The organism is Methylobacterium sp. PvR107 (assembly GCF_017833295.1).
Taxonomy (GTDB): Bacteria; Pseudomonadota; Alphaproteobacteria; order Rhizobiales; family Beijerinckiaceae; genus Methylobacterium.
The window spans coordinates 3,172,700-3,195,373 of record NZ_JAFIBW010000001.1; the positions used below are offsets into that span (position 1 = coordinate 3,172,700).

The 22,674-nt window shown below is 66.9% G+C and carries 22 protein-coding genes, 2 tRNA genes and 3 pseudogenes; 16 read left to right on the plus strand and 11 right to left on the minus strand.

Annotated features, from left to right (window positions below; genetic code table 11):
* The first annotated feature begins 644 nt into the window (after positions 1–644).
* A pseudogene (gene istA / locus JOE48_RS14980) lies at positions 645–2,183 on the plus strand (IS21 family transposase).
* Between the two features lie 11 nt (positions 2,184–2,194).
* Entirely contained in the window at positions 2,195–2,938 is a 744-nt protein-coding gene (istB, locus tag JOE48_RS14985; RefSeq protein WP_210030979.1) for an IS21-like element helper ATPase IstB, read from the plus strand.
* 225 nt (positions 2,939–3,163) lie between these two features.
* On the opposite strand, the gene JOE48_RS14990 is transcribed toward istB (JOE48_RS14985), so the two are convergent.
* The 3 genes from JOE48_RS14990 to JOE48_RS15000 all read right to left on the minus strand — a co-directional run bounded on the left by JOE48_RS14990 (position 3,164) and on the right by JOE48_RS15000 (position 4,906).
* Positions 3,164–3,475 (minus strand): hypothetical protein, encoded by a 312-nt coding sequence (locus JOE48_RS14990; RefSeq protein ID WP_210030981.1) that lies wholly within the window; start codon positions 3,473–3,475, stop codon positions 3,164–3,166.
* Between the two features lie 47 nt (positions 3,476–3,522).
* Positions 3,523–4,206, minus strand: a complete 684-nt coding sequence (locus JOE48_RS14995; protein ID WP_245252836.1) for an SGNH/GDSL hydrolase family protein — start codon at positions 4,204–4,206, stop codon at positions 3,523–3,525.
* Positions 4,207–4,294: 88 nt separating this feature from the next.
* Positions 4,295–4,906 carry a cysteine hydrolase family protein gene (locus tag JOE48_RS15000; RefSeq protein WP_210030983.1) on the minus strand — a complete coding sequence of 204 codons (612 nt, stop codon included), beginning with the start codon at positions 4,904–4,906 and terminating at the stop codon, positions 4,295–4,297.
* A 455-nt stretch (positions 4,907–5,361) separates the two neighbouring features.
* On the opposite strand from JOE48_RS15000, the gene JOE48_RS15005 reads away from it, so the two are divergent.
* The 7 genes and pseudogenes from JOE48_RS15005 to JOE48_RS15035 all read left to right on the plus strand — a co-directional run bounded on the left by JOE48_RS15005 (position 5,362) and on the right by JOE48_RS15035 (position 11,137).
* Positions 5,362–5,895, plus strand: a complete 534-nt coding sequence (locus JOE48_RS15005) for a DUF1003 domain-containing protein (RefSeq protein ID WP_245252837.1) — start codon at positions 5,362–5,364, stop codon at positions 5,893–5,895.
* 128 nt (positions 5,896–6,023) lie between these two features.
* Positions 6,024–6,386: a hypothetical protein gene (locus tag JOE48_RS15010; protein ID WP_210030988.1), complete on the plus strand. Its 363-nt coding sequence runs from the start codon at positions 6,024–6,026 to the stop codon at positions 6,384–6,386.
* Between the two features lie 186 nt (positions 6,387–6,572).
* Positions 6,573–8,072, plus strand: coding sequence for an IS21 family transposase (gene istA / locus JOE48_RS15015; RefSeq protein WP_210025731.1), 1,500 nt, complete (start codon positions 6,573–6,575; stop codon positions 8,070–8,072).
* Positions 8,069–8,764 (plus strand): annotated as a pseudogene (gene istB / locus JOE48_RS15020) (IS21-like element helper ATPase IstB); the annotation flags it as partial. The gene istA (JOE48_RS15015) and the pseudogene istB (JOE48_RS15020), both read left to right, overlap by 4 nt.
* A gap of 129 nt (positions 8,765–8,893) precedes the next feature.
* The gene (gene istA, locus JOE48_RS15025) at positions 8,894–10,132 is read left to right on the plus strand and encodes an IS21 family transposase (RefSeq protein ID WP_210035590.1); all 1,239 of its coding nucleotides are present in this window, start codon (positions 8,894–8,896) and stop codon (positions 10,130–10,132) included.
* Positions 10,132–10,914 carry an IS21-like element helper ATPase IstB gene (gene istB, locus JOE48_RS15030; protein ID WP_210028606.1) on the plus strand — a complete coding sequence of 261 codons (783 nt, stop codon included), beginning with the start codon at positions 10,132–10,134 and terminating at the stop codon, positions 10,912–10,914. The genes istA (JOE48_RS15025) and istB (JOE48_RS15030) overlap by 1 nt, the downstream gene beginning before the upstream one ends.
* 64 nt (positions 10,915–10,978) lie before the next feature.
* The gene (locus JOE48_RS15035) at positions 10,979–11,137 is read left to right on the plus strand and encodes a hypothetical protein (RefSeq protein ID WP_280921319.1); all 159 of its coding nucleotides are present in this window, start codon (positions 10,979–10,981) and stop codon (positions 11,135–11,137) included.
* A 924-nt stretch (positions 11,138–12,061) separates the two neighbouring features.
* On the opposite strand, the gene JOE48_RS15040 is transcribed toward JOE48_RS15035, so the two are convergent.
* Positions 12,062–12,424 (minus strand): hypothetical protein, encoded by a 363-nt coding sequence (locus JOE48_RS15040; RefSeq protein ID WP_210030992.1) that lies wholly within the window; start codon positions 12,422–12,424, stop codon positions 12,062–12,064.
* A gap of 205 nt (positions 12,425–12,629) precedes the next feature.
* Between JOE48_RS15040 and JOE48_RS15045 the strand changes: the two genes are divergently transcribed.
* From JOE48_RS15045 to JOE48_RS15055, 3 genes are all read left to right on the plus strand, one after another.
* Entirely contained in the window at positions 12,630–12,818 is a 189-nt protein-coding gene (locus tag JOE48_RS15045; RefSeq protein WP_210030993.1) for a hypothetical protein, read from the plus strand.
* A 244-nt stretch (positions 12,819–13,062) separates the two neighbouring features.
* Positions 13,063–13,311, plus strand: a complete 249-nt coding sequence (locus tag JOE48_RS15050; protein WP_210035798.1) for a hypothetical protein — start codon at positions 13,063–13,065, stop codon at positions 13,309–13,311.
* A gap of 58 nt (positions 13,312–13,369) precedes the next feature.
* A protein-coding gene (locus tag JOE48_RS15055) for an IS3 family transposase (protein ID WP_210035800.1) occupies positions 13,370–14,559 on the plus strand; the annotation gives its coding sequence in 2 pieces (ribosomal slippage) (positions 13,370–13,637 and positions 13,637–14,559; 1,191 coding nt in all).
* An 882-nt stretch (positions 14,560–15,441) separates the two neighbouring features.
* Here the strand turns inward: JOE48_RS15055 and JOE48_RS15060 are convergent.
* From JOE48_RS15060 to JOE48_RS15085, 6 genes are all read right to left on the minus strand, one after another.
* A tRNA-Ile gene (locus JOE48_RS15060) sits at positions 15,442–15,515 on the minus strand.
* Positions 15,516–15,554: 39 nt separating this feature from the next.
* Positions 15,555–16,091 (minus strand): hypothetical protein, encoded by a 537-nt coding sequence (locus JOE48_RS15065; RefSeq protein ID WP_210035802.1) that lies wholly within the window; start codon positions 16,089–16,091, stop codon positions 15,555–15,557.
* A gap of 399 nt (positions 16,092–16,490) precedes the next feature.
* Positions 16,491–16,757 (minus strand): hypothetical protein, encoded by a 267-nt coding sequence (locus tag JOE48_RS15070; RefSeq protein WP_210030995.1) that lies wholly within the window; start codon positions 16,755–16,757, stop codon positions 16,491–16,493.
* The gene (locus JOE48_RS15075; RefSeq protein ID WP_210031000.1) at positions 16,747–16,983 is read right to left on the minus strand and encodes a hypothetical protein; all 237 of its coding nucleotides are present in this window, start codon (positions 16,981–16,983) and stop codon (positions 16,747–16,749) included. The genes JOE48_RS15070 and JOE48_RS15075 overlap by 11 nt, the downstream gene beginning before the upstream one ends.
* A gap of 65 nt (positions 16,984–17,048) precedes the next feature.
* Entirely contained in the window at positions 17,049–17,249 is a 201-nt protein-coding gene (locus tag JOE48_RS15080) for a hypothetical protein (RefSeq protein WP_210031001.1), read from the minus strand.
* Between the two features lie 54 nt (positions 17,250–17,303).
* Positions 17,304–17,687: a hypothetical protein gene (locus JOE48_RS15085; protein WP_210031002.1), complete on the minus strand. Its 384-nt coding sequence runs from the start codon at positions 17,685–17,687 to the stop codon at positions 17,304–17,306.
* 136 nt (positions 17,688–17,823) lie between these two features.
* Here JOE48_RS15085 and JOE48_RS30835 point away from each other — a divergent pair, with 136 nt between their 5' ends.
* From JOE48_RS30835 to JOE48_RS15095, 3 genes and pseudogenes are all read left to right on the plus strand, one after another.
* Complete coding sequence (locus tag JOE48_RS30835; RefSeq protein WP_280921320.1) at positions 17,824–17,949, plus strand: hypothetical protein; 126 nt, start codon at positions 17,824–17,826, stop codon at positions 17,947–17,949.
* A gap of 19 nt (positions 17,950–17,968) precedes the next feature.
* Positions 17,969–18,139 carry a hypothetical protein gene (locus tag JOE48_RS15090; protein ID WP_210031003.1) on the plus strand — a complete coding sequence of 57 codons (171 nt, stop codon included), beginning with the start codon at positions 17,969–17,971 and terminating at the stop codon, positions 18,137–18,139.
* Positions 18,140–18,613: 474 nt separating this feature from the next.
* Positions 18,614–19,837, plus strand: a pseudogene (locus JOE48_RS15095) (DDE-type integrase/transposase/recombinase).
* Positions 19,838–20,217: 380 nt separating this feature from the next.
* On the opposite strand, the gene JOE48_RS15100 reads toward JOE48_RS15095, so the two are convergent.
* A tRNA-Arg gene (locus JOE48_RS15100) sits at positions 20,218–20,294 on the minus strand.
* A 146-nt stretch (positions 20,295–20,440) separates the two neighbouring features.
* Between JOE48_RS15100 and JOE48_RS15105 the strand changes: the two genes are divergently transcribed.
* On the plus strand, positions 20,441–22,645 hold the full coding sequence (locus JOE48_RS15105; protein WP_409518585.1) for an FUSC family protein: 2,205 nt from the start codon (positions 20,441–20,443) through the stop codon (positions 22,643–22,645).
* Positions 22,646–22,674: the final 29 nt, after the last annotated feature.

The following is a 22,674-nucleotide window of genomic DNA, read 5'->3' on the forward strand; positions in this document are numbered from 1 at the left end:
GCAACTTTGCCTCCCGATGGTCGCTGGGCGGACGCGACATCCTTTCAATCCGCGTCCCGAAAGCAGGCGACGAGATCCGCTGGAGTCGAGCTTTATGCAGTCCCGATGAGCAAAAACCGGGACAGCGTCTGAGATCTTCGCGTCGCCGAACGAACGACTTGGATTACATCAGGGATTGCTGCTGGGCTCAGCTCGTCAGCGGCGTCGAAGCCAAATTGAGCGTTGGCTTCCGGGCTCCGTCCCGATGCCCGCACCATCCGATGCAGAAAGCCTTGACGTCCGCTTCTAAGCAGCCGGGCGAGCCAATTTTGGCGGCTCTTGGCCGAAAACGGCCTGACTGCTCTGGAGACCTTCTGCCGGAGAAGCGGACATGCCGCTCCCGACCCAACCTGCTCGCGCGTGCTGCTGCCCACGCCCCCTCGCAAGTAAACCTAAGCTTCTATTCTCGCGGATCGCAGAAACAACGCTGCGGATTCCGACGGAAGCCGGCCACTCATTCCGAGGCGAAGCCGGCCAGCGTTCCGATTTGATGTCGGCCACCATTCCGAGATGAAGCCGGCCAACCGGTAGCCGATATCGGCGACGGATCACCCCCGCGGGTCAGCAACCGCGGCATCCCTGTCCTCGACCACGAGGAGAGCGGGATGCCGGCCAGGAGAGAGCTGACCATGCGACAGATCAAACAGATGCTGCGTCTCGCCCGCGACGGGGCGAGTTCGCGAGAGATCGGGCGAACGCTGGGCATCGCCCGCTCGACCGTGCAGGACAACCTCGCCCGAGCGAGCGCAGCCGGCCTGACCTGGCCGCTCGACCCGGAAGTCACCGACGCAGTGCTGGAGCAGCGCCTGTTCGCCCGGGCCGGGGTGAAGCAGGGCATGCGTCGGCTGCCTGAGCCGGACTGGCCCTCGCTGGTGCGAGAGATGCGCCGGCCCGGGGTCAATCTCACGGTGCTCTGGGAGGAGTACCGCGAGGCCCATCCGGAGGGTTACGGCTACTCCCGGTTCTGCGACCTCTATCGGGAGTTCGAGCACCGTCTCACCCCGGTGATGCGCCAGCACCATGACGCCGGCGACAAGGTCTTCGTCGACTACTCCGGCAAGAAGGTCGGGATCGTCGATCCCGCCACCGGTATCGTGCGCGAGGCCGAGATCTTCGTGGCGGTGCTCGGCGCGTCGAGCCTGCCCTACGCCGAGGCGACCTGGACCCAGACGCTGCCCGACTGAATCGGCGCGCATGTCCGTCTGTTCCGCTTCCTCGGCGGCGTCCCCCGTCTCGTCGTGCCCGACAACCTCAAGAGCGGGGTGCACAAGGCCTCGTTCTACGATCCCGAGATCAACCGCTCCTACGGGATGATGGCCGAGCATTACGGCATCGGCGTCCTGCCGGCCCGGCCCCGCAAGCCGCGCGACAAGGCCAAGGTCGAGGCCGGCGTGCGCTTCGCCCAGAGCTACATCCTGGGACGGCTGCGCCGGCAGACGTTCTTCTCATTGGCCGAGTGCAACGCCGCCATCGTCGCGATGGTGGAGCGCATCAACGCCCACCTCATGCGCCGGCTCGGCACCACGCGCCGCGCCCTGTTCGAGGCGATCGAGCGCGCGGCGCTGCGTCCCCTACCGGAGGAGGATTACACCTTCGCCGAGTGGCGGCTGGCTCGGGTCAACCTCGACTACCACGTCGAGGCGGGCGGCTTCCTGTACTCGGTGCCCCACGCCCTGATCCGCGAGCAGGTCGACGTCCGCCTGACAGTGCGCACCGTCGAAGTGTTCCATCGCGGTCAGCGCGTCGCCGCCCACGAACGCCGCTACACCGGACGGCGGCACGGCACCGATCCCGACCACATGCCCAGCGCCCATCGCCGCTACGCCGAGTGGAGCCCCGAGCGCTTCCGGCGCTGGGCGCGCGGCATTGGGCCGGAGACGGAGGGGCTGGTCATCGCCATCCTGCACGACCGGCCCCATCCCGAGCAGGGCTTCCGGACCTGTCTGGGCATCCTGCGCCTCTACCGGGGGCTCGACCCCGGCCGGGCGGAGGCCGCCTCGGCCCGAGCCGTGGCGCTCGGCGCACTCACCTACAAAAGCATCGCCTCGATCCTGGCCAACGGTCTCGACCGCACGGTCCCGCCGGCCGAGGCCGTCCCGGTGATGCTCCACCCCAACCTGCGCGGCCCGCGCTACTTCCACTGAGGGAGACACCAATGCTCACCCATCCCACCCTCGATCTCCTGCACGAACTCGGCCTGAGTGGCATGGCCTCGGGCTTCAAGACGCTGGACGCCAATCCCGAAGCCCGCGCCCTCGGCCACGCCGAGTGGCTCGGATTGCTCCTCGACCACGAGGCCACGGCTCGGCGGCAGAAGCGCTTCGAGGTCCGCGCCCCCGCCGCGCGGCTGCGCCATCCCGCCAGCATCGAGGACGTCGATTACCGCAGCCATCGCGGCCTGGACCGTGCCCTGTTCCTCAAGCTCGCCACCGGCGACTGGATCCGGGCCCGGCGCAACCTCGTGATCACCGGCCCCTGCGGCGTGGGCAAGAGCTGGCTCGCCTGCGCGCTCGGGCACAGGGCCTGCCGAGACGACCTCTCGGTCCTGTACTATCGAGTTCCGCGCCTGTTTGCGGCTCTGAGCCTCGCGCGCGGCGATGGCCGCTACGGCCGGCTGCTGCGCCAGATCGCGAAGGCGAACCTGCTGATCCTCGACGATTGGGGCCCTGAGCCGCTCCTGCCCGAACAGGCGCGCGATCTCCTGGAGATTGTCGAGGACCGCTACGACGCCGGCTCGACCCTGATCACCAGCCAGGTCCCAGTGGATCGCTGGTACGAGATCATCGGCATCCCCACGCTCGCCGATGCCGTCCTCGACCGGCTGCTGCACAACGCGCACCGCATCGAACTCGCCGGCGAGAGCCTGCGCAAACGCAAGGCGGCCGAGCCAACCGCTTGACCTGTTGAACCGACCTCGTGATCTTCCCCCCCAGACCCGCGGGAGTGCCCCGTCGCTGGCCGGCTTCAGATCGGACCGGTGGCCGGCTTCGCCTCGGAATGACGGCCGGCTTCAAATCGGAATCCCCGGCCGGCTTCGTCGGAATACGCACAACGCCAACAGGCGCCTCGGCCGCTCACGTGCGCGGCACGGCCGGAAGGCCTCGCACCTTATTATCCCGCCAGATCAGAGCAGCGCGATGTCCTGCGCGCGGATGATGATGCGCTCCTGCCGGAACCGGGTCTCCAGGCTGCGCCGGTACCCGTCCCACCACGGAGCCTCTAGATCGGACGTCATGACTTCGAACACGACGATGTCGTCGCGAGCCGTCCTTCCGTTCTCCTCCCAGAGGCCTTCAGCCGGACCGCGGGTGAAAGCCGTCATGCCGCCGAACCGCTCGGTGAGTTCAGAGCGCACCTGTGCATACGCGGCGCGCGGGAAGCGCCTGCTCTCGTTGTCGGACAGAGGCAGGAGGATCTGGATCAGGTGGTTGGGCATGGCGCGGGTCGGGGCGGGGGATCGGCGGGGCAGCGGGCGCTCCGTTCTCAGCGCGCGAGTACCAAGCTGCCCGGAGGCTCGGGGCGCGCCTGCACGAGCGCCGCGACAGCCTTCGCGATCTTCCGCCCGCCCTGGACCGAGGGCTCGATGGGGTTGGCGAAATCCGCGTCCTCGCCGCAGAGCACGCGCAGGTCGATCAGCGGGAGGCCGCGCGCGAAGACTTCGCGCGTGATGACGTCGTTGAGCAGGGCGAGGGCCGCTCCGGTCAGGCGTCGCCGCTGCGGGTCGGGATAGCGCGGATCGTAAATCGTGCAGAGTGCCGCTGGCCGGCCCGTCGCCTGCACTGCGTCCAGCATGGCGCCGTACGCGGCCCGAAAGCGGTCCCGCACATCGGCCAGGACAGCCACGGCCTCGGCCACGGATCGAGCGGCCCGATCCAGCACGGCGGCGGCCCGCAGTGCATCGTTGCCGCCGGCGCTGACCACGAGATGGCTCGCGTCCTGAGGGCGACCGGTGAGCTGACGAGGTACGTCGGCGATGACATTGCCGTCGACGGCGAGGAGGCTCGCCTGCCAATTGGCAGGGAGAATTGCTCGAAGCTGCGAGACCACGTCCGGCCCTCCGCCCACATAGGCGGCGTTGTCGAAGACGGAATCGCCGAGAAGCACTACGTGCGGCATGGGTTCCTTTCGAGGGTTGGGCGTCCGGGATCGGGCGTGCGGCGCGAGCAAGAGAGCCGCCGCGAGGATGCTGCGCCGGCGGACAGATCGGCTCAGCCTGCGCGCCGGCATCGTCTCGCCTTCCCGAACTCTGCCTCCGCTATGCCCAGTGGCGGAGCAGAGTCTGCGTGGAGACGGTCTCGACCTGCTGGCCGTAGCGGCCGTGGTAGAGGGTAAGCATCGCGTCGTGCGCCTCGTCCGAGGAGCTGCAGAGCCCGTCAGTGACGATGACGATGCGGTAGCCGCGGTCGACGGCCCCCAGCACCGTGCCGAGCACGCAGACATCCGTCTCGCCACCCGTGACCACGAGCGTGTCAATGCCGCGCCCGCGCAGGCGTTCGTGGAGGTCTGTTTCCACCCAGGGCGAGTAGACGTGCTTGTCGACCATCTCGGCCGGGGGAACGAACCGGGCGAGTTCCGGCACCAACCCGACCCGGTCTGCGCCGAGCCGCTCGACCGTCATGGAGGCCCAGCGCTCGTAGTAGCGCTTCCAAGTGCCCTCACCCCGGCCGGGCCCCTGTGCCGGGATGAAGCGGGTGAATACGGTCTGGTGAGGATGAGCTTCGACGATCGCCTGCACTTTCGGCAGGACTCGCGGCATCCAGGGCGTGCACCAGTCCGTATGTTCGGCAAACATCCGCTGCATGTCGACACACAGATGCGCGCAGCTGTCACCCAATGCTCCGAAGCGAAGCTCGTCATCTCCTGCCATGGGGCACGCATTCCGAGGTGTTGACCTGTCTGTGACGCGTTCAACCGGGCGCGTCGGGGCGAGTTCCACGAAAAATATGGATCAACTTGACGTCGGTCCTGAGGTGCGATCAGCATAACCTGGCGGACTCACCGAATCTCAGGAAGAGTTGACGCAGAAATATCAACGTTAACTCCACAATATAGACAACTCGAGGGGAGTTTGCGCCTCAGTTGCTAGCTAGTAAGCTCGCGGCGGCCTTGATCACTTGGTCCGGATCCTCGTGGTGCAACCAGCGCGTTGCTTGTGTCGGCAACTCGATCCGGCCGTTCTCGCACGGTCTGAGGCTGTCGGTCGCCGGATGCGGGCTGCTATCCGGGTGATGGGATCAGGTGCGGCGTTCACAGGGTTGGACTGGACAGATCCAGACGGGGCGCACGCTGATGAATGTCCAATCCGAGCGTCATGTGCGCCGGATGGCGAAACCGACCTTCCCGCCGCCACAGCCGGGCGGATTGTCGCCGGCGCTCGCGCGCAACATCCGGACGCTCCAGGAGCGCCGCAGGCATGAGGAGCGGCAAGCGTCGCTGCAGGAGCGTGTCGCCGAGGCGATCACGCGCTTCACCGGCAGCATGGCCTTCGTCTACCTGCACGTGGTGCTGTTCGGCTTCTGGATCCTCGTAAACACGGGCCTGCTGACGCTGCTGCCGAAGTGGGACGAGTCGTTTGTGATCCTCGGCACCTCGGCTTCCGTTGAAGCGATCTTCCTCTCGACCTTCGTGCTGATCAGTCAGAACCGCATGGCAGCCGCCGCTGACAAGCGCGCCGACCTCGACCTGCATATCAGCCTCCTGGCTGAGCACGAGGTGACCAAGCTGGTGACCCTGGTCTCCGCGATCACGGATCATCTCGGCATCGAGACGGAGGCGGACGACGAGGTTGAGGAGCTTCAGCAGGACATCGCCCCGGACGCAGTGCTCGACGAGATCGAGCGGAATGGCGGCTCGTGAGGCCTCCCACCGGCTCTGTTCGGTCGGGTGGCCGCCGAACCCAAATACTCGCAGTCGCGGAGCCTTCTCCCGCGCAAGCAGCTCAGCGACCGCGTCTGCATCACGAGGGCAAAACGCGGCTGCCACGCTTGCCCCCCCGGCTCCGGAAGCCGTCGATCTGGTTCGAAGTTGCACGCCGCGTCGCGCTCTCATTGCCCGGCGTTCAGGAGCGCGGCACAGCTGAAGGTCCCGCGTTGCTGGTCGGACGCAAGCTTCTGGCGCGCCTCGATCAGGACGGTATCTCGCTTCTGGTCGATGCCGGCGATGATGAACGCGAGATGCTGATCGAAGCAGAGCCGAGAACGTTCTCCGACAATGCCTTTCGGCGGAGCCATCTTCGACTGCGGGTTCACCTCGCGTATGTCGACGAGCGTACCCTGCAGCGCCTCCTAGAGCAGTCTTGGCGTGAGCGCGCGCCCAAGCGGCTGCAGCAGCGTCCCGCCATTTCCTAGCAGTGGCAAACCGGCGAGGACGGGAAGGCAGGGCCCGGAACCCTGCTGCTGGGCCGCCGCTTTGGCCTCACGGATTGGGTGTGTAGGGCGGTGACAAAACCATCCACTGGAGCGTCGGCGTCGTGCTGATGCGGGCGGCGTAAAAGCCGGCCAGTGGAGAAGCTTCTCTTTCGAGAGGAGCTGGGGATGTTTGCCGTGGAAGTCTACGCGGCCGTTCGGCAGTTCGTGTTTATCGAGGGCAACTCTCGGCGTGAGGCGGCTCGAGTGTTCGGGCTGAGCCGAGAGACGATCGCCAAGATGTGCCGGTTCTCCCTGCCGCCGGGCTATACGCGCTCGAAGCCGGTCGAGAAGCCGAAGCTTGGGCCTCTTCTGCCGGTGATCACGGCCATCCTGGAAACGGACCGAAGCGCGCCGATCAAGCAGCGGCACACGGCCAAGCGGATCTTCGAGCGTTTACGCGACGAGCACGGCTATGCCGGCGGCTACACGGTGGTGAAGGACCACGTGCGGATCTGCCGATCGCAGGGGCGGGAGACCTTCGTGCCGCTGGCCCACCCGCCTGGCCATGCCCAGGTTGACTTCGGCGAGGCGGTGGCCACGATCGGCGGCGTGCGTCGCAAGATCCATTTCTTCTGCATGGACCTGCCGCACTCCGACGCCTGCTTCGTGAAGGCATATCCGCGGGAGACCACCGAGGCGTTCCTCGACGGGCACGTCGCCGCCTTCGCCTTCTTCACGGGCGTGCCGCTGTCGATCCTGTACGACAACACGAAGATCGCGGTCGCCAAGATCTGCGGTGACGGGCAGCGCGAGCGCACGCGCGCCTTCACCGAGTTGGTGAGCCACTACCTGTTCCGCGACCGCTTCGGCCGTCCGGGCAGGGGCAACGACAAGGGCAAAGTCGAAGGGCTGGTCAAGTTCGCCCGGTCCAACTTCATGACCCCGGCTCCGGAGGCAGCTTCGTTCGAGGCGCTGAACGCTGATCTGGAGCGACGCTGCCGAGTCCGGCAGGATGAGTGTGCCGGTCGGTCTGCCGAGCTCATCGGTACGCGGCTCGTGGCCGACCGTGCGGTCCTGCGCGCCCTGCCGGCGGTCCCGCTGGAGCCGTGCGAGAAGCGGGCTGGTCGTGTCTCCTCGACCGCGCTGGTGCGCTATCACGGCAACGACTACTCGGTGCCCACCGCCTACGGCTTCCGGGACGTGCTGGTGAAGGGCTTCGTCGACGAGGTCGTGATCCTGTGCGGCGGGATCGAGATCGCCCGGCACGAACGCAGCTACGGCACCGGCGTGTTCGTCTCCGAGCCGCTGCACTACCTCGCGCTGATCGAGACCAAGCCGAACGCCCTCGACCAAGCGGCGGCCCTCCAGGACTGGGATCTGCCCGAGGCGTTCCAGCACCTGCGCCATCTCCTGGAGGCGCGCATGGGCAACCGGGGCAAGCGCGAGTTCATCCAGGTGCTGCGCCTGATGGAGGCGATGCCCAAGGACGTGGTGGCCGCAGCCGTCGCGGAGGCGATCCGGCTCGGGGCGATCGGCTTCGATGCGGTCAAGCTGATTGCGCTGGCCCGACTCGAGCACCGACCGCCCCGGCTCGACCTGGCAGCCTATCCGCACCTGCCCAGAACCACGGTGCGGACCACCGTGGCTGCCGACTATGCCGTGCTGGTGCCGGAGGTGGCCGCATGAGCCCGGCGCGCGACGAGACCACGCCGGGCGTCCTGCTGGCTCACCACCTCAAGCAGCTCAAGCTGCCCACGGTGCTGCGCGAGTACGACAAGGTTGCCCGCGAGTGCGCTCAGAGCGGCCTGGACCACTCGCGCTACCTGTTGCGGCTGGTTGAACTGGAGCTGATCGACCGTGAGCGGCGCATGGTCGAGCGCCGCATCCGGGCGGCGCGCTTCCCGGCGGTGAAGAGCCTCGACACGTTCGACTTTGCCGCGATCCCGAGCCTGAACAAGATGCTCGTGCTGGAACTGGCCCGCTGTGGCTACATCCTCGGCCGGGAGAACGTCATCGCACTTGGCAACTCGGGCACTGGCAAGACCCACATCGCCTTGGCTCTCGGCTTGGCGGCTTGCCAGAAGGGCTTCTCGGTCACGTTCACCACCGCGGCCTCGCTGGTCAACCAACTCCTGGAGGCGCGCGACGAGCGTCGTCTGCTCCGGCTTCAGCGCGAACTAGCCGCGGTCAAGCTCCTGATCGTCGACGAACTCGGCTACGTGCCGCTGTCGTCGACGGGGGCGGAGTTGCTGTTTGAGGTCTTCTCGCAGCGCTACGAGCGTGGCTCGACCGTGGTGACCTCGAACCTCCCGTTTGAGGACTGGACGTCAGTTCTGGGCTCGGAACGGCTCACGGGCGCGCTGCTCGACCGGCTGACTGTCAGGCGACAGGGCAAACTGCCCCCCTGACGCCATGAGGACCTGACCCCCTCGATGAGCGAGGAGGTCGAGATGATCAGGAACGAGGATCAGGCTCTTCAGCGGACGGACGATCCGCGGAGGACCGAGATGAAGACGCCGGACGACGTGTCGGCGATGGTGCGGCTGAAGGCGCTGGGCTGGGGCGCCAAGCGGATCGCGACCGAGCTCGGCTGTTCGAAGAATACGGTCAAGCACTGGCTCCGTCAGGGCGATTGGCGCCCCTCTAAAACGCCCTCACGGTCGAAGCGGCTCGACGGCTTGACGGACTGGTTGGCCGAACGGTTCCGGCAGCATGCGGGCAACGCCGACGTCGTGCGCCAGGACCTCGCCAACGAGAAGAACATCCACGTCAGCCTGCGCACCGTGGAACGGGCCGTGGCGCCGTTGCGGCGGGACTTGGTGATCGCCGCGCGGGCGAGCGTGCGGTTCGAGACGCGGCCAGGTGAGCAGATGCAGATCGACTTCGGCGAGCGGCGGATCGAGATCGGCGGCGTGCCGACCCGGGTTTCGCTGTTCGTGGCGACGCTCGGCTACTCGCGCCGCCTGCACGTGCGCGCCTTCGGCCACGAGCGGCAGGAGGACTGGTTCGCCGGATTGGAGAGCGCCTTCCAGGCGTTCGGCGGCGTGCCGCGCGAGGTGCTGCTCGACAATGCCCGCGCCCTGGTCCTGCACCATGACCCGGTCAGCCGCGAGGTCATCCTGCATCCGCGCTTGCACGCCTTCTCCCGGCATTGGGGCTTCCGGGTGCGAGCCTGCGCCCCGTACCGGGCGCGCACGAAGGGCAAGGACGAGCGCGGCGTTGGCTACGTCAAGAAGAACGCAGTGGCCGGTCGCCGCTTTGCGAGCTTTGCCGCCCTGGAGGCGCATCTCGACGCCTGGACACGGGACGTGGCCGACCGGCGCGCGCACGGCACGACCGGTGAGGCGCCGCACGCGCGGTTCGCCCGGGACGAGGCCCGGGCGCTGCGGCCGCTGGCGGGCGTGCCGCCATTCTCCGCCGCGCGCGACCTCGTGCGCCGGGTCGGGGCAGACTGCGCGGTCAGCGTCGACGGCAACGCTTACTCGGTGCCTTGGCGGCTGATCGGCGAGCGGGTTCGCGTCACCGTGAGCGGAGCGGTGGTGCGCGTCCACCACGGCGGACGGGAGGTCGCCGTGCACGCCGCGTTGAAGGGACGCCACGGCCGTGTCGTCGACGATGCCCATCTGGCCGGGCTTGTCGGCAGCCGAGAGCGACCGGCTCACCGGCTCGACCCGTCTTCTGCCATGCCACCGGCGCTGTTGCGGCCGCTCGCCGAGTACGAGGCAGTCGCCGGGGGAGGCTTCTGATGGGCGAAGATCACCTCACCATACTGCTCGATCGCCTGAAGCTGACGGCTATGCGCGATCAGCTCGATAGCTTGATCGACGAGGCCGGCCGGGGCGAGCTGACGATCCGCGAGGCGCTGACCCTGTTCTGCGAGCGCGAGATTGCTCGGCGTGACCAGCGCCGCATTGACATGGCCTTCGGTCTGGCTCGCTTCCCCTTCGTGCGGGATCTGACCGGCTTCGACTTCGGCGCCCAGCCCTCGCTGGACAAGGCACAGATCCGTGAACTCGCCACCGGCCGCTTCATCGCCAATGGCGAGGCGGTGCTGCTCCTCGGCCCACCGGGTGTGGGCAAGACGCACTTAGCGGTGGCGATCGGGCGCGCGGCGATCGTGGCCGGCTATGGCGTGCTGTTCACCCCGGCCACGACGCTCGTGGCGCAGTTGGCCAAGGCGCATGCTGAAGGCCGGTTGGAGGAGCGACTGACGCACTACGCCAAGCCGAAGCTGCTGATTATCGACGAGCTCGGCTATCTGCCGTTCGAGCCGGATGCCGCGCATCTGTTCTTCCAGCTCGTCAGCCGCCGCTACGAGCGGGGCGCGATGCTGGTGACCTCGAACCGGGCGGTGGGCGAGTGGGGTAGCGTGTTCGGCGACGCGGTGGTGGCTACCGCGATCCTCGATCGGCTGCTGCACCACAGCCACGTCGTCACCATCCGCGGCGACAGCTACCGGCTTCGTGAGAAGCGTCGCAGCGGCCTTCTGCAAAAGGCGGCTGCGGTCCCCCAACCCACACCCGTCTAGGCGAGGGGAAATCGGCGTGGGGGTCAGATCCTCATGACGCGAAGGGGTCAGTTCCGGATGTCGCTTGAAACTGACCCACCACGTCAGCATCCTGAGCCTGAACGGCAACAGCTACCGCCTCAAAACTTCCCGCAGCCGGCGCGGCCGGGCCGAAGGGGCGGAGCAAAACCAGGCCACCGCCGATCCTCACGACCCCGAGACGGGCGAGATCCCGCCGGCCTGACCCTTACGATCGGCGACGAACGAAGAAGGGGCCCGATCGGGCCCCTTCTTCGTTCGAGCTGCACGTTGCCAGTGGCCTGATTTTGCTCCGACACGGCGGCCTGGAATTGGTCCGCCCTTTACAGAGCGCAAAGCGGAACGGCTGGTTCTCGGAAAAAACCTGCCCACGCCGCGTCCGGCGCATAACCTACCACTTCAGATATACCGCAGAAGCCAAGCTCAAACTATCGAACTCTTGAAAGGGCCTTCCCTCCTTACAAAATTCGATGAAATCTCAGGCCGCCGTGGCAACATCCGACTAGCCTGGGGCAAGGGGTTCGGTTGTGAGACCCACATAAGACGGTGGGCGGCACTGATCGTCTTCTGTACGCCGTTGGGATGACGGATACCGTCAGGGGCGAACGATCGTCGACGGCAAAGTGCGACGGAGAACACATCGCGGTGAGGGGACACCTCTCGATAACATTAACGACATCCCTCAGCCTTCCAAGCTGAACACCCGGGTTCGATTCCCAGTACCCGCTCCACTCTTTCGCTCGCAGCGGCAGCGACTTAGCCGCCGAGGGTGATACCAGCCACCCCTTCCGATACCAGCCTGATACCAGCCGCGGGCGGTTTTGACCCTCGATGCCGATGCTGAGCATGCCGGAAGTTGGGGGCGCGGCATCAGATGGGGTCGTCCAGATCGGCAACGCCCTGAAAGCCGCGGCGGCGGGCCAGCAAAAGCGGGGGCAGAAGGGCGGCATGCAGCTCAACAACCAAGTCGGCCGAGCCCCATCGGCCTGCAGCAGGCAAAGGCGATGTTCGACCCGGGCCGCTTCTACGGAGGGCTGCGCGACGCGGGGGCGGGTGGCGTCTGAGGCGTTGCGGTCGGGACCCGAGCGTCAGATGGGCCGCGCAAAAGCGTCTGGGATGGCCCGAGCCCTTACCGTTGTCCCCCGATCAGGCCTCGCATTCTCAGGCTGTTGAGGTAGGCCCGCTGGAGAGGACACCAGAACGCGGCACCACTCTCGCGTAGCGCAGCCGTGTCTTCGGTCTCGGCGACATTCATTGCCTTCAGCAGCCGGTCCTGCCCGAAGCGGTTCAGCGACTGCGAGAAAAGCGCGGTTCCAATCTCCTGCAGTTGAGCTTGATCGACAGCGTAGAACGGCGCGCAGTTCCGGCCGATGAGGGTCACGCGGACGATCATCCGTGCGGCTTGGTCGAGGCGAGTAGCATCTTGAGGCAGCGCAGCTTCCGGCGCCTTGGTCGGCCCGGCAATCGCATTGCAGCTCGCGAACGCGAACATGGCCAGCGCGCAGCACGCGACTGAGAGACGGCCGAGGGCGAGAGATCGAGCGTGCGTCGACAGGCCTCTCCGTGAAGCTGGCCTCTTCTGCGGGCCGTAGATCTGGTCTTGATGCTTGAGCATATTTCCAGGATGGCGAACGTCGCGGTGCGTGTCGAGGCGCCGGTATTGGCCCAGCCTTCATCTTGCAGCTACAGGTCCACCCATGCCCGACAAGCTCGACGCCCTCCTTGAACGCCTGAAGGCGCACCAGCGCACGCTCATCCTGGCTATGGCTCAGCACGACGGCATGCCGGCCGGAAGCGCGCTGCGCCAAGTCGCCGAGTTGGAGAACGTGATCGCCGCGGTCGAGGCCGTTGCGGCCGAGGAGGCAGATCGGGCTCAAAGGCACTGACCCTCGCGCTGGCCGACGCTGTCAGCAGGTTCACAGCAATCACGGTAGCGTGCGGGAGCCGACGGCAGCAGTACGGTAGAGCGCACGGTCGCAGCAGGGGTATCACACTACACGCACTGAAGGTGCGGGCGGCTCCTCCTGCGCGTCGTAGGTCTGGCCGTGCTGCGCGGGCATGGGCTCAAGATGGCGGGCGATGGGGCGGGGGTCGAGACGGACCTTCCGCCCGATCGGTACGTTGAACCAGATGCACGTCCAGCCCTCGACCAGCCCTGATCGCCTCGTCTTGACGGAGGCTGCCCTCGCAGCTGCCGATCGCGTCTGGCGTGCCGAAATGCGCCGGAACTATGGGCCGGATGGGGTGCTGACCTATGCCTTCTCCCCGGAGGGCCAAGGCGATCTCGGGACGTCGCTCCGGCGGACCTACGAGGCTCGCCGCGTTGCGGTGGCTCTGTGGCGTCACGAGCGGCATAGGGCGCCGCGGTTGGTGACCTGACCGGCTGGCTTTGGACCGGGCTGATTGCGAGGATCAGCCAGGACCAGAGGGTCTGGACCTGCGGCGAGGCCAGAAGACGAACGCGGAGCAGGTCGTGCTCAAGCTGCGCCAGATCGAGGTGCGGACGGCCCAGGGCAAGAGTTTGGCTCTTGCATGCAGGGAGGCGGATATCTCCGAGCAGAGGTACTACCGCTGGCGCAAGGAATACGGCGGCCTTCAGGTCGATCAAGCTAGGAAGATGCAGGATCCGGAGCGCGAGAACGCTCGTCTGCGCCGGCTCGTGGCGGACCTGTCTCTGGAACAGCAGGTTCTGGCGGACGTCGCCTCGGGAAACTTGTAGCCCCCGAGCGACGCAGGCAGGCAGTCGACGGGATCCGGGAGAAGTACGGCCTCTCGGAACGTCACGCCTGCCGGATCGTCGGCCAACACCGCGGCACGCGGCGCTCCGTGCCCACCGTGCCGGCCGAAGAGGATGAGCTGACCCGCGCCATCATCGCCCTGGCGTCCGAATACGGACGCTACGGCTACCGTCGCGTCACCGCGCTGCTGCAGGCAGCCGGCTGGCCGGTAGGCAAGGACCGGGTCCAGCGCATCTGGCGTCGCGAGGGGCTGAAGGTCCCCAGCCGACATAGACCCCGCAGCCGCCTGTGGCTGAGCGACGGCTCCGGCGTGCGGCTACGACCGCTTCACCGCAACCCCGTCTGGAGCTTCGACTGCGTACAGGCTCAGACCCACGACGGCCGAACCTTGCGCATCCTGACGCTGATCGACGAGCACAGCCGGGTGTGCCTCGCGCTGAAGGTGGCACGGCGCATCAAGAGCGTCGGCGTGATCGAGGCGCTAGCCGACGCCATGTGCCTGCACGGCATCCCGGGGCATATCCGCTGCGACAACGGCCCGGAGATGATCTCCAAGGCGTTGCGCAAGTGGGCCGCCAAAGCTGGCCCGCAGGTCCAGTCCATCGCGCCAGGATCCCCGTGGGAGAACGGCTATTGCGAGAGCTTCAACGGCAAGCTCCGTGACGAGTGCCTGCGCCAGGAGATCTTCTCCTCGCTGAAGGCGGCGCAGATCGCGATCGGTCTGTGGCAAACCACCGACAACCACGTCCGACCGCATTCGTCGCTGGGCTGTCGGCCGCCCGCGCCCGTCAGCTACCCGGATCTGGCCTTCCGGCTACCCATGACCGCGACCATGCAGGAGCCTCTCAATCGGCTCGGTCAAAAATCCGGTCAGGTCACTGCGGTGTAGGCTTTGATGAGCTGCTTCGCCGTCGGCTCGGTTGCCTGACCCCGCCAGCAGCAACGACTAGAGCGAGGGCGGCGAGGGCTGTACGCATCCCGGCAGGATATAAGCGGGATGGTGGTGTCGAGGGCAGAGCCTACGCGATGGTGGCCAACAGCGGGCAGGCGTGATGGACAGCACGTTCGGCCGGATGCACGGGCTGGCGCTGGAGAACGCGCAATCTGCGATTGCCTTGCCGGGCCGCGGCGATGTCGGCCAATAGCGGGCAGAGGTGAAAAAGGCCACGCGGATGGATTGCCGTGAGGAGCTGACGATGCAACGAGCGGCTCAGCAGCCAGCACGGCACTGAACCCGATCAACATACGGCGGGATGTCCGCGCTGAATGTCCGTACCTCAATTAAGGCGCCGCCGCGGTGCCATATCATCTCGCAGCTCGCCATCCCCAACTCATGGCAAGCCTCGGCTTCAGGATAGGCTTCACAGCGCCCATCAATGCCCCGAGCGCAACGGTCATAGCATCCTGAGTGGTCGCAATATTGATTAATTTGTTTCACTGGAGCCCATCCGAGCGAATACAAGCTTGATCGAGCCTGATCATAGGATGTGTTCTTAGGAAAATTTGGAATTTTCTCTTCAGCTATGACGGGATTTATGGCGGTGAATGTGGCGCAGATGAAAACAAGGCTATGAGAGCTTCGAACCGCCCAAGCCTTAAACTGCTTCACCAAAGCTAGAGACAAGCAAGCAGCAGTCATCGCGCCAACTTCCGGCGATCATAGCTTATAAGCTATTCCTATATTCACTGATTAGACAATTCGCGTGCGCTATTTGCTGATTAAAATCAACAATCCGCACCGCTTTGAGCGCTTCTTCCACGCGGCGGGGGATGGTGGCCCGGCAGGACTCGAACCTGCAACCAGACTGTTATGAGCGGTCGGCTCTAACCGTTGAGCTGCAGGCCCCCGCAAGGGCATAGCCATCGCCACCCTGTAGTCGCAACCTACCGACAGGGCGACGTAGAAGGTGCGCGGAACTCCTCGGCCGCTTCAGCCTGATCCCTGCCTTCTTGATCATCCCCGGCAGCGTCGTCGTCCGCCTCCGCAGCCGCCGGAGCACCGGCGCGGTACTTATCTCCGTACCGCTCCAACTCGCCGCTGTTGGTCATCACGCTGAGATACGTGTTCAGGGTGTTAGCAGCCACATCTGTCAGACGTTCGCTGATCTCGGCATGCGTCAAACCCTCGGATCCAGCCTCCTCAAGAAGCGCCTTCAACCGTCCCTTGGCCGAGTTAGCGCGCGGCCCGCGGGGTCCCCGGCTACCACGAGGTCGATCCCCGCTCGCCGGAATGCGGCGGCTCGCCGGTCGATCAGCGGCAGGCTCCTCCAAGGGCGTGCCTTCTACAATCGATGCGAGCGACCGCTCAGCGAGACGGAGCTTCGTCAACTCGTCGCCCACGCGCGCGTAGTCAGCCTCAAGGGACACGCGCTGCTGCCTCACGCTGGCCAAAGCCTTCGCGAGTGTGTCGTCATTTGCCATCAATAGCTCGACTTCCTTGGTCTTGTGGTCAGGGTTTGAGGGTGCATTCGCAAACCGGATCATTGCACTCTCTCAGGATCCCCGCTGTGCCGCACGTAGCCCCGGGCTAGACGTCAGTCCGAGAGGGCGTGCCAGACCGCTGACCACGCGTGCAAGAGCGGCCCACCCGCTAGCACGACCACGATGAGGGTCACGGCCGAAAGGGCAACCTTCGTGGTCCGGTCGGACCCTTGGTGTTGGCGACGCCGTCGATCTCGGGGCTTCAGGACTACGATCTTCGGATCCGACAAATGCTAGATTTGGCTGTCGGGCAGCTCCCGCTTCGACCGCCCCGGGCGCATGTTCGCCGCCCTACGCCCACATCACTCCGGCGCGTCTATCACGAGCCGGCGGACGGGATCAGTGCTGCACGGGCGGAACGACACCCGTGAAAGATGCCATGCCGTCTGCCTCGACCATCGCGGCAAAAGCAGAGTAGACTTCCTGGTCCGTCGCGAAGGTCTCCGTCCAAGCGGTGCAGCCGCCAGGCAAGAGGTCGATCACGACCAGCTGCCAGGGATCCTGCGTCCCAGCGTAGCGATCGATTTCGACATCGACCGTCTCACCGTCGCGGCTGAAGGATCCGGACAGAGGCGAGTGCTCGAAGTCGCGGTCCTCAAGGTCCACGGATCGCTTCCATGCGTTCAACGGCCTTGCTCACGGCCTCGCGCAGGACGGGCGGCCATGACACATCATGATCATGAAGGAACTGAGCGGAACTGATGAGAGCCTTGAGCCTCTCAGGATGCGTCGAGTCCTCCGCGGCATCTGACTGCAGAAACTGCTCTGCCAGGGCCATCGCGAGCCGAAGGATCTCGCGCAACTCCTCAGGCTGGACGTCAGCGTCGCTCACTTCGATAGCCCTTCGCCTTCAGGTGCTCGGTGAGGGCTTCGCGGATTGCCCGTGCGGCCTCGGGATCAGGCGTCGTCATCGTCGGAGCCTCCGTCCTCGAAACCATCGAATCCATCGAGGGGTACGCCAGTCCGGTACACGTCGTACTTGCGACCCAGCGCGTCCAGTTGCTTCCCTGACGCTCCAATCACGAGGTCCCGATCGCCGTCAGGAACTTCGCGCAGCAAGCGCTCGCGGAAGTCGGCGTCAGGCTCGGGATCGCTCATGCCTCACCTATGATCGTTTGGCCTTCAGGGCTTTCTCTAAGGTAGCGGAGGCGATCAGGGCTTGGCGATGTGCCACGCGCCATTCAAAAAGCCGTCGCCCGTGATGTCGCCGGACTTGGTGTCCTTGGTCCAAGTGTCGAGTGACTTGCCTTTGAAGGCCCGCTGAGCGGTGCCGTCGTCGCGCGTTACCGTCGTCCAATCGCCGGAGCCTGTCGATGCGGACGCTGCCGTCAGGGGCGGCCAGTTCTCGGCGCAGCGTCCGTTGCACATCGACTTACCGCCCACGTCCTTGTCGAACGTGTAGAGCGTCATGCCCTTTGCATCGACCCAGGCGGGTCCTTTCGAGGTCTCGCCCTGTGTGGCGGGCGCGGCAGGTTGTGCGGAGGCGGTGGAGGAGGTGAAAGCCACGAAGGCGGTGCGGATCAGCAGAGTGCGCATCGATGGGTCTCCCGCGTCTCTGAGCGATGACCTGCCGATACAGTGCCTGCAAGAACTCGCGGTATCAACGCCAACTGCGACCGATGTCGGAACGGCTGGCACACCTCGCCCGTGAACCCCAATCGGCGGCGCTCTTGTGAAACTGACGCTGATGGCTGAACTGAACGCCTGGTTGGTACGCGCCAAGTTGGCGATAGCTGCCGTGCTGCTGGCGCTCGCGGCCATCATCGCCGTGGCCCGCGGGATCGCGCGTCTTCCGTGACTTCAGTAGGCACCTCGCTATGATCGAAGGCGACGATCCGACGACCGAAGCCGTGGAGGCTTTGATTGCGGCCGGCTACATGGTCGAGCGCTTCGACGAGGATCCTGGCCTATGGCGTGTGAACGGTGAGGTGATGACCGGCGCTGAACTCGTCGCGGAAGCGGAGCGGATGGGGCTCATGGACGGATAGGATTGAGCGGGCACGCCGTGACGATACCGCCACGCGGCCCTTCTCAATTGCACCTCAGATCAACGTGCCGGGGCCAACCGGATCACCCGGCACCAAGTCTGGCCCGACCGGATCGCCGGGCACCGGATCGCTAGGCGGTTGTGGCATCGGCGGATCGCCGGGCATGGGTTCGGTCGGCGGGGGCTCACCGGGTGTTGGTAAATCCGGTCCGCCGGGGTCGGGTATGCCAGGGTTAGCCATCGTTCGGCATCTCCGTCACCGCAAGGGTCGACAGTTAATCTTGCCGCCGGATGAGCGGTTCCGTCCCTTGTCGGCCGCCATTGAGATCCGCCATTCGGATCCGTCCTACGATCATAGCGGCTGCTCTTGTCGCGTAGGGGCAGGTTGATTTGTCCGCCGTCAGCACGCTTGGGACAGATTGAGGGTCTTCACGAACGGAGGATGGCTGGTTCATCGTAGCCCCCAGGAGCGAAGATGAAACAGACATCCGGGCCGGCGCGGAAGCCGGCAGAAGCCGTGACCAAGGCCATCCGCCGCGCGACACGCCGACAGTTCTCGGCCCAGGAGAAGATCCGCATCGTACTGGAGGGCTTGCGCGGCGAGGACAGCATCGCCGAGCTGTGCCGGCGCGAGGGCATCGCCAGCTCGATATACGACGGCTGATCCAAGGAGTTCCTGGAAGCCGGCAAGAAGCGGCTGGCTGGCGACACGGCCCGAGCCGCGACCGCCGATGAGGTCAAGGACCTGCGCCGCGAGGCGGGTGCGCCGAAGGAGGTCGTGGCCGATCTCGTCCTGGAGAACCGCCTGCTGACAAGAAGTATGACCGCGGCTGGGGACGACGCCTATCGGCGCAACGGCCCCGGGGCCTTGGCGGATCGCCCGTCCCGACCCGGCCGGATCTGGAACCGCCTGCCCGAAGAGATCCGCGATCAGATCGTCGCCCTCGCGCTGGAGCAGCCGGAACTCAGCCCGCGCGCGTGGGCGGTGCGCTTCACCGATGAGCGGCGCTACTTCGTCTCGGAGGCGACCGTCTACCGCCTACTCAAGGCCCAGGACCTGATCACCAACCCGGCTTACATCGTCGTCAAGGCCGCCGACGCGTTCCGCGACAAGACCACCGCGCCCAACCAACTCTGGCAGACGGACTTCACCGACCTGAAGGTCGTTGGATGGGGCTGGTACTACCTGTCGACGGTACTGGACGACTTCCCGCGTTGCATCGTGGCGTGGAAGCTGGGCACGACGATGCAGGCCTGCGACGTCGGCGCCACGCTCGACTTGGCGCTGACCACCGCTGGCCTCGATCAGGTGGATGTCGTGCATCGTCCCAGGCTGCTCACCGACAACGGATCGAGCGACGTCGCGAGTGACTTGGCTGACTGGCTCAACAGCCGCGGCATGACCCACATCCGCGGTGCGCCCCGCCATCCGCAGATCCAGGGCAAGATCGAGCGCTGGCACCAGACGCTCAAGAACCGCATCCTGCTCGAGCACGCTCACCTGCCAGGCGAGCTGGAGGCGCGGGTTGCCGACTTCGTCGCGCACGACAACCATCTCCGGGCTCACGAGAGCCTGGGCAACCTCACCCCGGCCGACGTCTACTTCGGCCGCGGCGAGGCTATCCTGCAGGAGCGGGCACGGATCAAGCGTCAGACCCTCATGGATCGCCGCTTGCGCCATCACGCGCAGGCTGCCTAACCTCTCAACCCAGAGGGACCAGGGCCTCCGCTCCTGAGAAACGCAAACCGTCTCAAATCATCTGACGACGGACAAAGACCCTCCGGCGCGGGCACCGGACTGAGCCGGCCACCTCGTCAGCGAGCGGCCAAGCGGGCGCGCTCAAGCCTCAACGCTCATGCGTCGGACTAGCTGTCTGAACCCTGGCGGACATCTCACAGAGCGCTCTCGGCAATGCCCTTCGTGTTGCGCCCGTGTTGCGTGGAGCAGCCGCAATCGCGTCGGCTCACAGCGTGACTCGATGTAAAAAAACGATCTGTGTTGCGACGTGTTGCGGGCCCAGAAACGGCCTGCGTCGCAAAGAAAAACCCGCCACGTCATTGACATCTCGGGCTTAATCCTGGCGACCCCGGTAGGGCTCGAACCTACGACCTGCCGCTTAGAAGGCGGCTGCTCTATCCAGCTGAGCTACGGAGTCTGGAGGCCAGGCGGCCCCAGAAGCCACGGGCTCGCCCGAGGGTCAAGCACCCGCGCGGGCGCACGCACCGGCCGGCACGGATCCCGCCTGCGCGCGGCGGGGGCCTTGCGCAGCGGGACGGATCCGGACAGGCCCGGATGCGGTTCATGCCGGGGCGCCGTGCCCGTGTCCGGAGACCGAACTTGCCCGCGCCGAGCCCCACAGAACCGCCATCCGCGCGCGCCCGGCGCCGCCGGCTCGCCGCGGGCCGGGGCAGCCAGAACCGGCCCGGCGCGGATCTGCGGCGCCTGCCGATGGGCCTCGATCTCCGGGGCCTGCGCCTCGTGGAGGGCGTGCGCGCCGCCTTCGCGTTCGGCGTCGTCATCCTGATCAACATCTGGGTGCAGTGGCCGCCGCTGCTGACCATGGCGCTCGCCGCCAACCTCGCCTGCTTCTGCGACAATGGCGGGCCGATGCGGGCGCGCCTGCGCGTGCTCACCGCCTTCTCGCTGCTCGGCGGCCTGCTCTGGGCCGGGCTCGGCCTGCTCCTGCCGCTGGGCTTGGCCGTCGTCGTCCCTGTCGCCTGCGCGCTGATCTTCGCCTGCGCGTATGCGCGGGTCTGGAGCCTGCAGGCGCAGTCAGCCGGCAACGTCCTCGTTGTGGTGCTGTGCATCGCCCTCGACCGGCCGCTCACCCCCGAACAGGCCGGCATCACCGTGCTGATGTTCGCGGCCGGCGGTCTCTGGGCGACCTTCCTGGCCCTCGTGATCTGGCGGCTGCATCCCTACCGGCCGGCCCACCGGGCGGTGGCGGAGGTCTGGCACGACCTCGCGCGCCTCTGCGGCGATCTCGAGCGGCTCGTCGCCCTGCCGGAGCCCGACACGGCCGCCTTCGACGGCCATGCCCGCGGCCACCGGCGGGGCGTGCGGGCGCGCATCGAGACCGCGCGGACCATGATCCTCGACCTCGCCCGCTCCCGGGAGCGCGTCTCGGACCGCACCGCCCAGGCGCTGCTGCGCCTGGAGAGCGCCGAGCAGATCTTTTCCGCCTTGATCGCCGTGGGCGAGCTGATCGACAGCCGGCCCGACACGCGTCGCCGGGCGCTGGCAAAAGCCTTCCTGCGGCGCCTGCGCCCCCTGCTGGTGACCATCGCCCGGGCGATCCGCGACGATGTCGACCTCGACCTCGGCCGCCTGGAACATTCCATCGCGCGGACGGCTGAGGGCCTGGCGGAGGATCCGACCCTGGCGGGGCTCGCCGACCGGATCGTCGGGCGGGTGCGCATCGGCGCCAAGCTCTCGGCGCCGGAGGGTTACCGGCCCGGCGGCACGCTCACCGAGGGCGGCCGCCTCGACCGCTGGACCCGCTATATCGGGCCGCTGCAGCAGAACTTCACCCTGGCCTCGCCGAACCTGCGCCACGCGCTCCGGGCGAGTGCGGTCGCGGCGCCGGCGCTCGCCGCCACCCTGAGCTACGCGGGCGCCTTCACGCACTGGCTGGTGATGACCGTGGTGCTGACCATGCAGCCCTTCTACGCGGCAACGTGGCAGCGGGCCCTGGAGCGGATCGGCGGCACGGTGCTGGGCGGGCTCGCGGGCGCGGTGCTCGCCTATTACGCCACGACCCCGCTGATGGAGGCCGGGCTGATCCTCGTGCTCAGCGTGGTCGGCTTCGCGGCGCGCCAGATCTCCTACGGCCTCTTCGTCACCTGCCTGACCCCGCTCGTGGTCCTGCTGGTCGAGCTGCTCGAGCCGGGCCACAGCTCCTGGGAGATCGTCGCCATGCGGGCGGGCTTCACGGTGCTCGGCGGGCTGATCGCGGTGGCGAGCTGCCTGGTGCTCTGGCCGATCTGGGAACCCGACCAGGTCCGCCAGGAATTGCGCCGGGCGCTCAAGGCCCATGCGGATTTCGCCGAGGCCGTGCTGCGCGCAGGCCCCGGGCCGGAGCGGGAGGCCGCGCTCCTGGCCAGCACCCGCGCGGCCGGCCTCGCCCTCAACGATCTGGAGGCGGCGCTGTCGCGCGCCCTGCAGCAGCCCCGGGCCGGCCACCATCCGGAGGTGGAATCCGCCCTCGTGGCCGACGCGACCCTGCGCCGGATCAGCGCCCGGCTGACCGTGCTGCGGCATGCCCCCGAGGCCGCGGACCCGAAGGCGGAGATCTGGCGGCGCTGGATCACCGCGACGCTGGCGGCGCTCGGCGCCGACCGGCCGCTGCCGGATCGGCCCGATCTGAACCAGGGTCAGTCCCTGACCCGGCTGGTGAGCCAGGTCGATCTTCTGACCGGGACGCTGCGTCCCGGTCAGATCCGGGCGGCGGTCGCGGCCGGGATGACCGCGCCGCCCGGGCCGCCGGCGGTGCCGGTGACCCGTTAGCCCGACGCGGCGGTGGCCCCGGACGATCC

Bases quoted from the DNA above. Each gene is read 5' to 3' on its own strand.
- istB (WP_210030979.1), top strand. From the start codon at position 2,195: ATGCTCACCCATCCCACCCTCGATCTCCTGCACGAACTCGGCCTGAGT.
- JOE48_RS14990 (WP_210030981.1), bottom strand. From the start codon at position 3,475: ATGCCCAACCACCTGATCCAGATCCTCCTGCCTCTGTCCGACAACGAG.
- JOE48_RS15000 (WP_210030983.1), bottom strand. From the start codon at position 4,906: ATGGCAGGAGATGACGAGCTTCGCTTCGGAGCATTGGGTGACAGCTGC.
- JOE48_RS15005 (WP_245252837.1), top strand. From the start codon at position 5,362: ATGGCGAAACCGACCTTCCCGCCGCCACAGCCGGGCGGATTGTCGCCG.
- istA (WP_210025731.1), top strand. From the start codon at position 6,573: ATGTTTGCCGTGGAAGTCTACGCGGCCGTTCGGCAGTTCGTGTTTATC.
- istA (WP_210035590.1), top strand. From the start codon at position 8,894: ATGAAGACGCCGGACGACGTGTCGGCGATGGTGCGGCTGAAGGCGCTG.
- istB (WP_210028606.1), top strand. From the start codon at position 10,132: ATGGGCGAAGATCACCTCACCATACTGCTCGATCGCCTGAAGCTGACG.
- JOE48_RS15040 (WP_210030992.1), bottom strand. From the start codon at position 12,424: ATGTTCGCGTTCGCGAGCTGCAATGCGATTGCCGGGCCGACCAAGGCG.
- JOE48_RS15045 (WP_210030993.1), top strand. From the start codon at position 12,630: ATGCCCGACAAGCTCGACGCCCTCCTTGAACGCCTGAAGGCGCACCAG.
- JOE48_RS15050 (WP_210035798.1), top strand. From the start codon at position 13,063: ATGCACGTCCAGCCCTCGACCAGCCCTGATCGCCTCGTCTTGACGGAG.
- JOE48_RS15065 (WP_210035802.1), bottom strand. From the start codon at position 16,091: ATGGCAAATGACGACACACTCGCGAAGGCTTTGGCCAGCGTGAGGCAG.
- JOE48_RS15080 (WP_210031001.1), bottom strand. From the start codon at position 17,249: ATGAGCGATCCCGAGCCTGACGCCGACTTCCGCGAGCGCTTGCTGCGC.
- JOE48_RS15085 (WP_210031002.1), bottom strand. From the start codon at position 17,687: ATGCGCACTCTGCTGATCCGCACCGCCTTCGTGGCTTTCACCTCCTCC.
- JOE48_RS15090 (WP_210031003.1), top strand. From the start codon at position 17,969: ATGATCGAAGGCGACGATCCGACGACCGAAGCCGTGGAGGCTTTGATT.
- JOE48_RS15105 (WP_409518585.1), top strand. From the start codon at position 20,441: ATGCCGGGGCGCCGTGCCCGTGTCCGGAGACCGAACTTGCCCGCGCCG.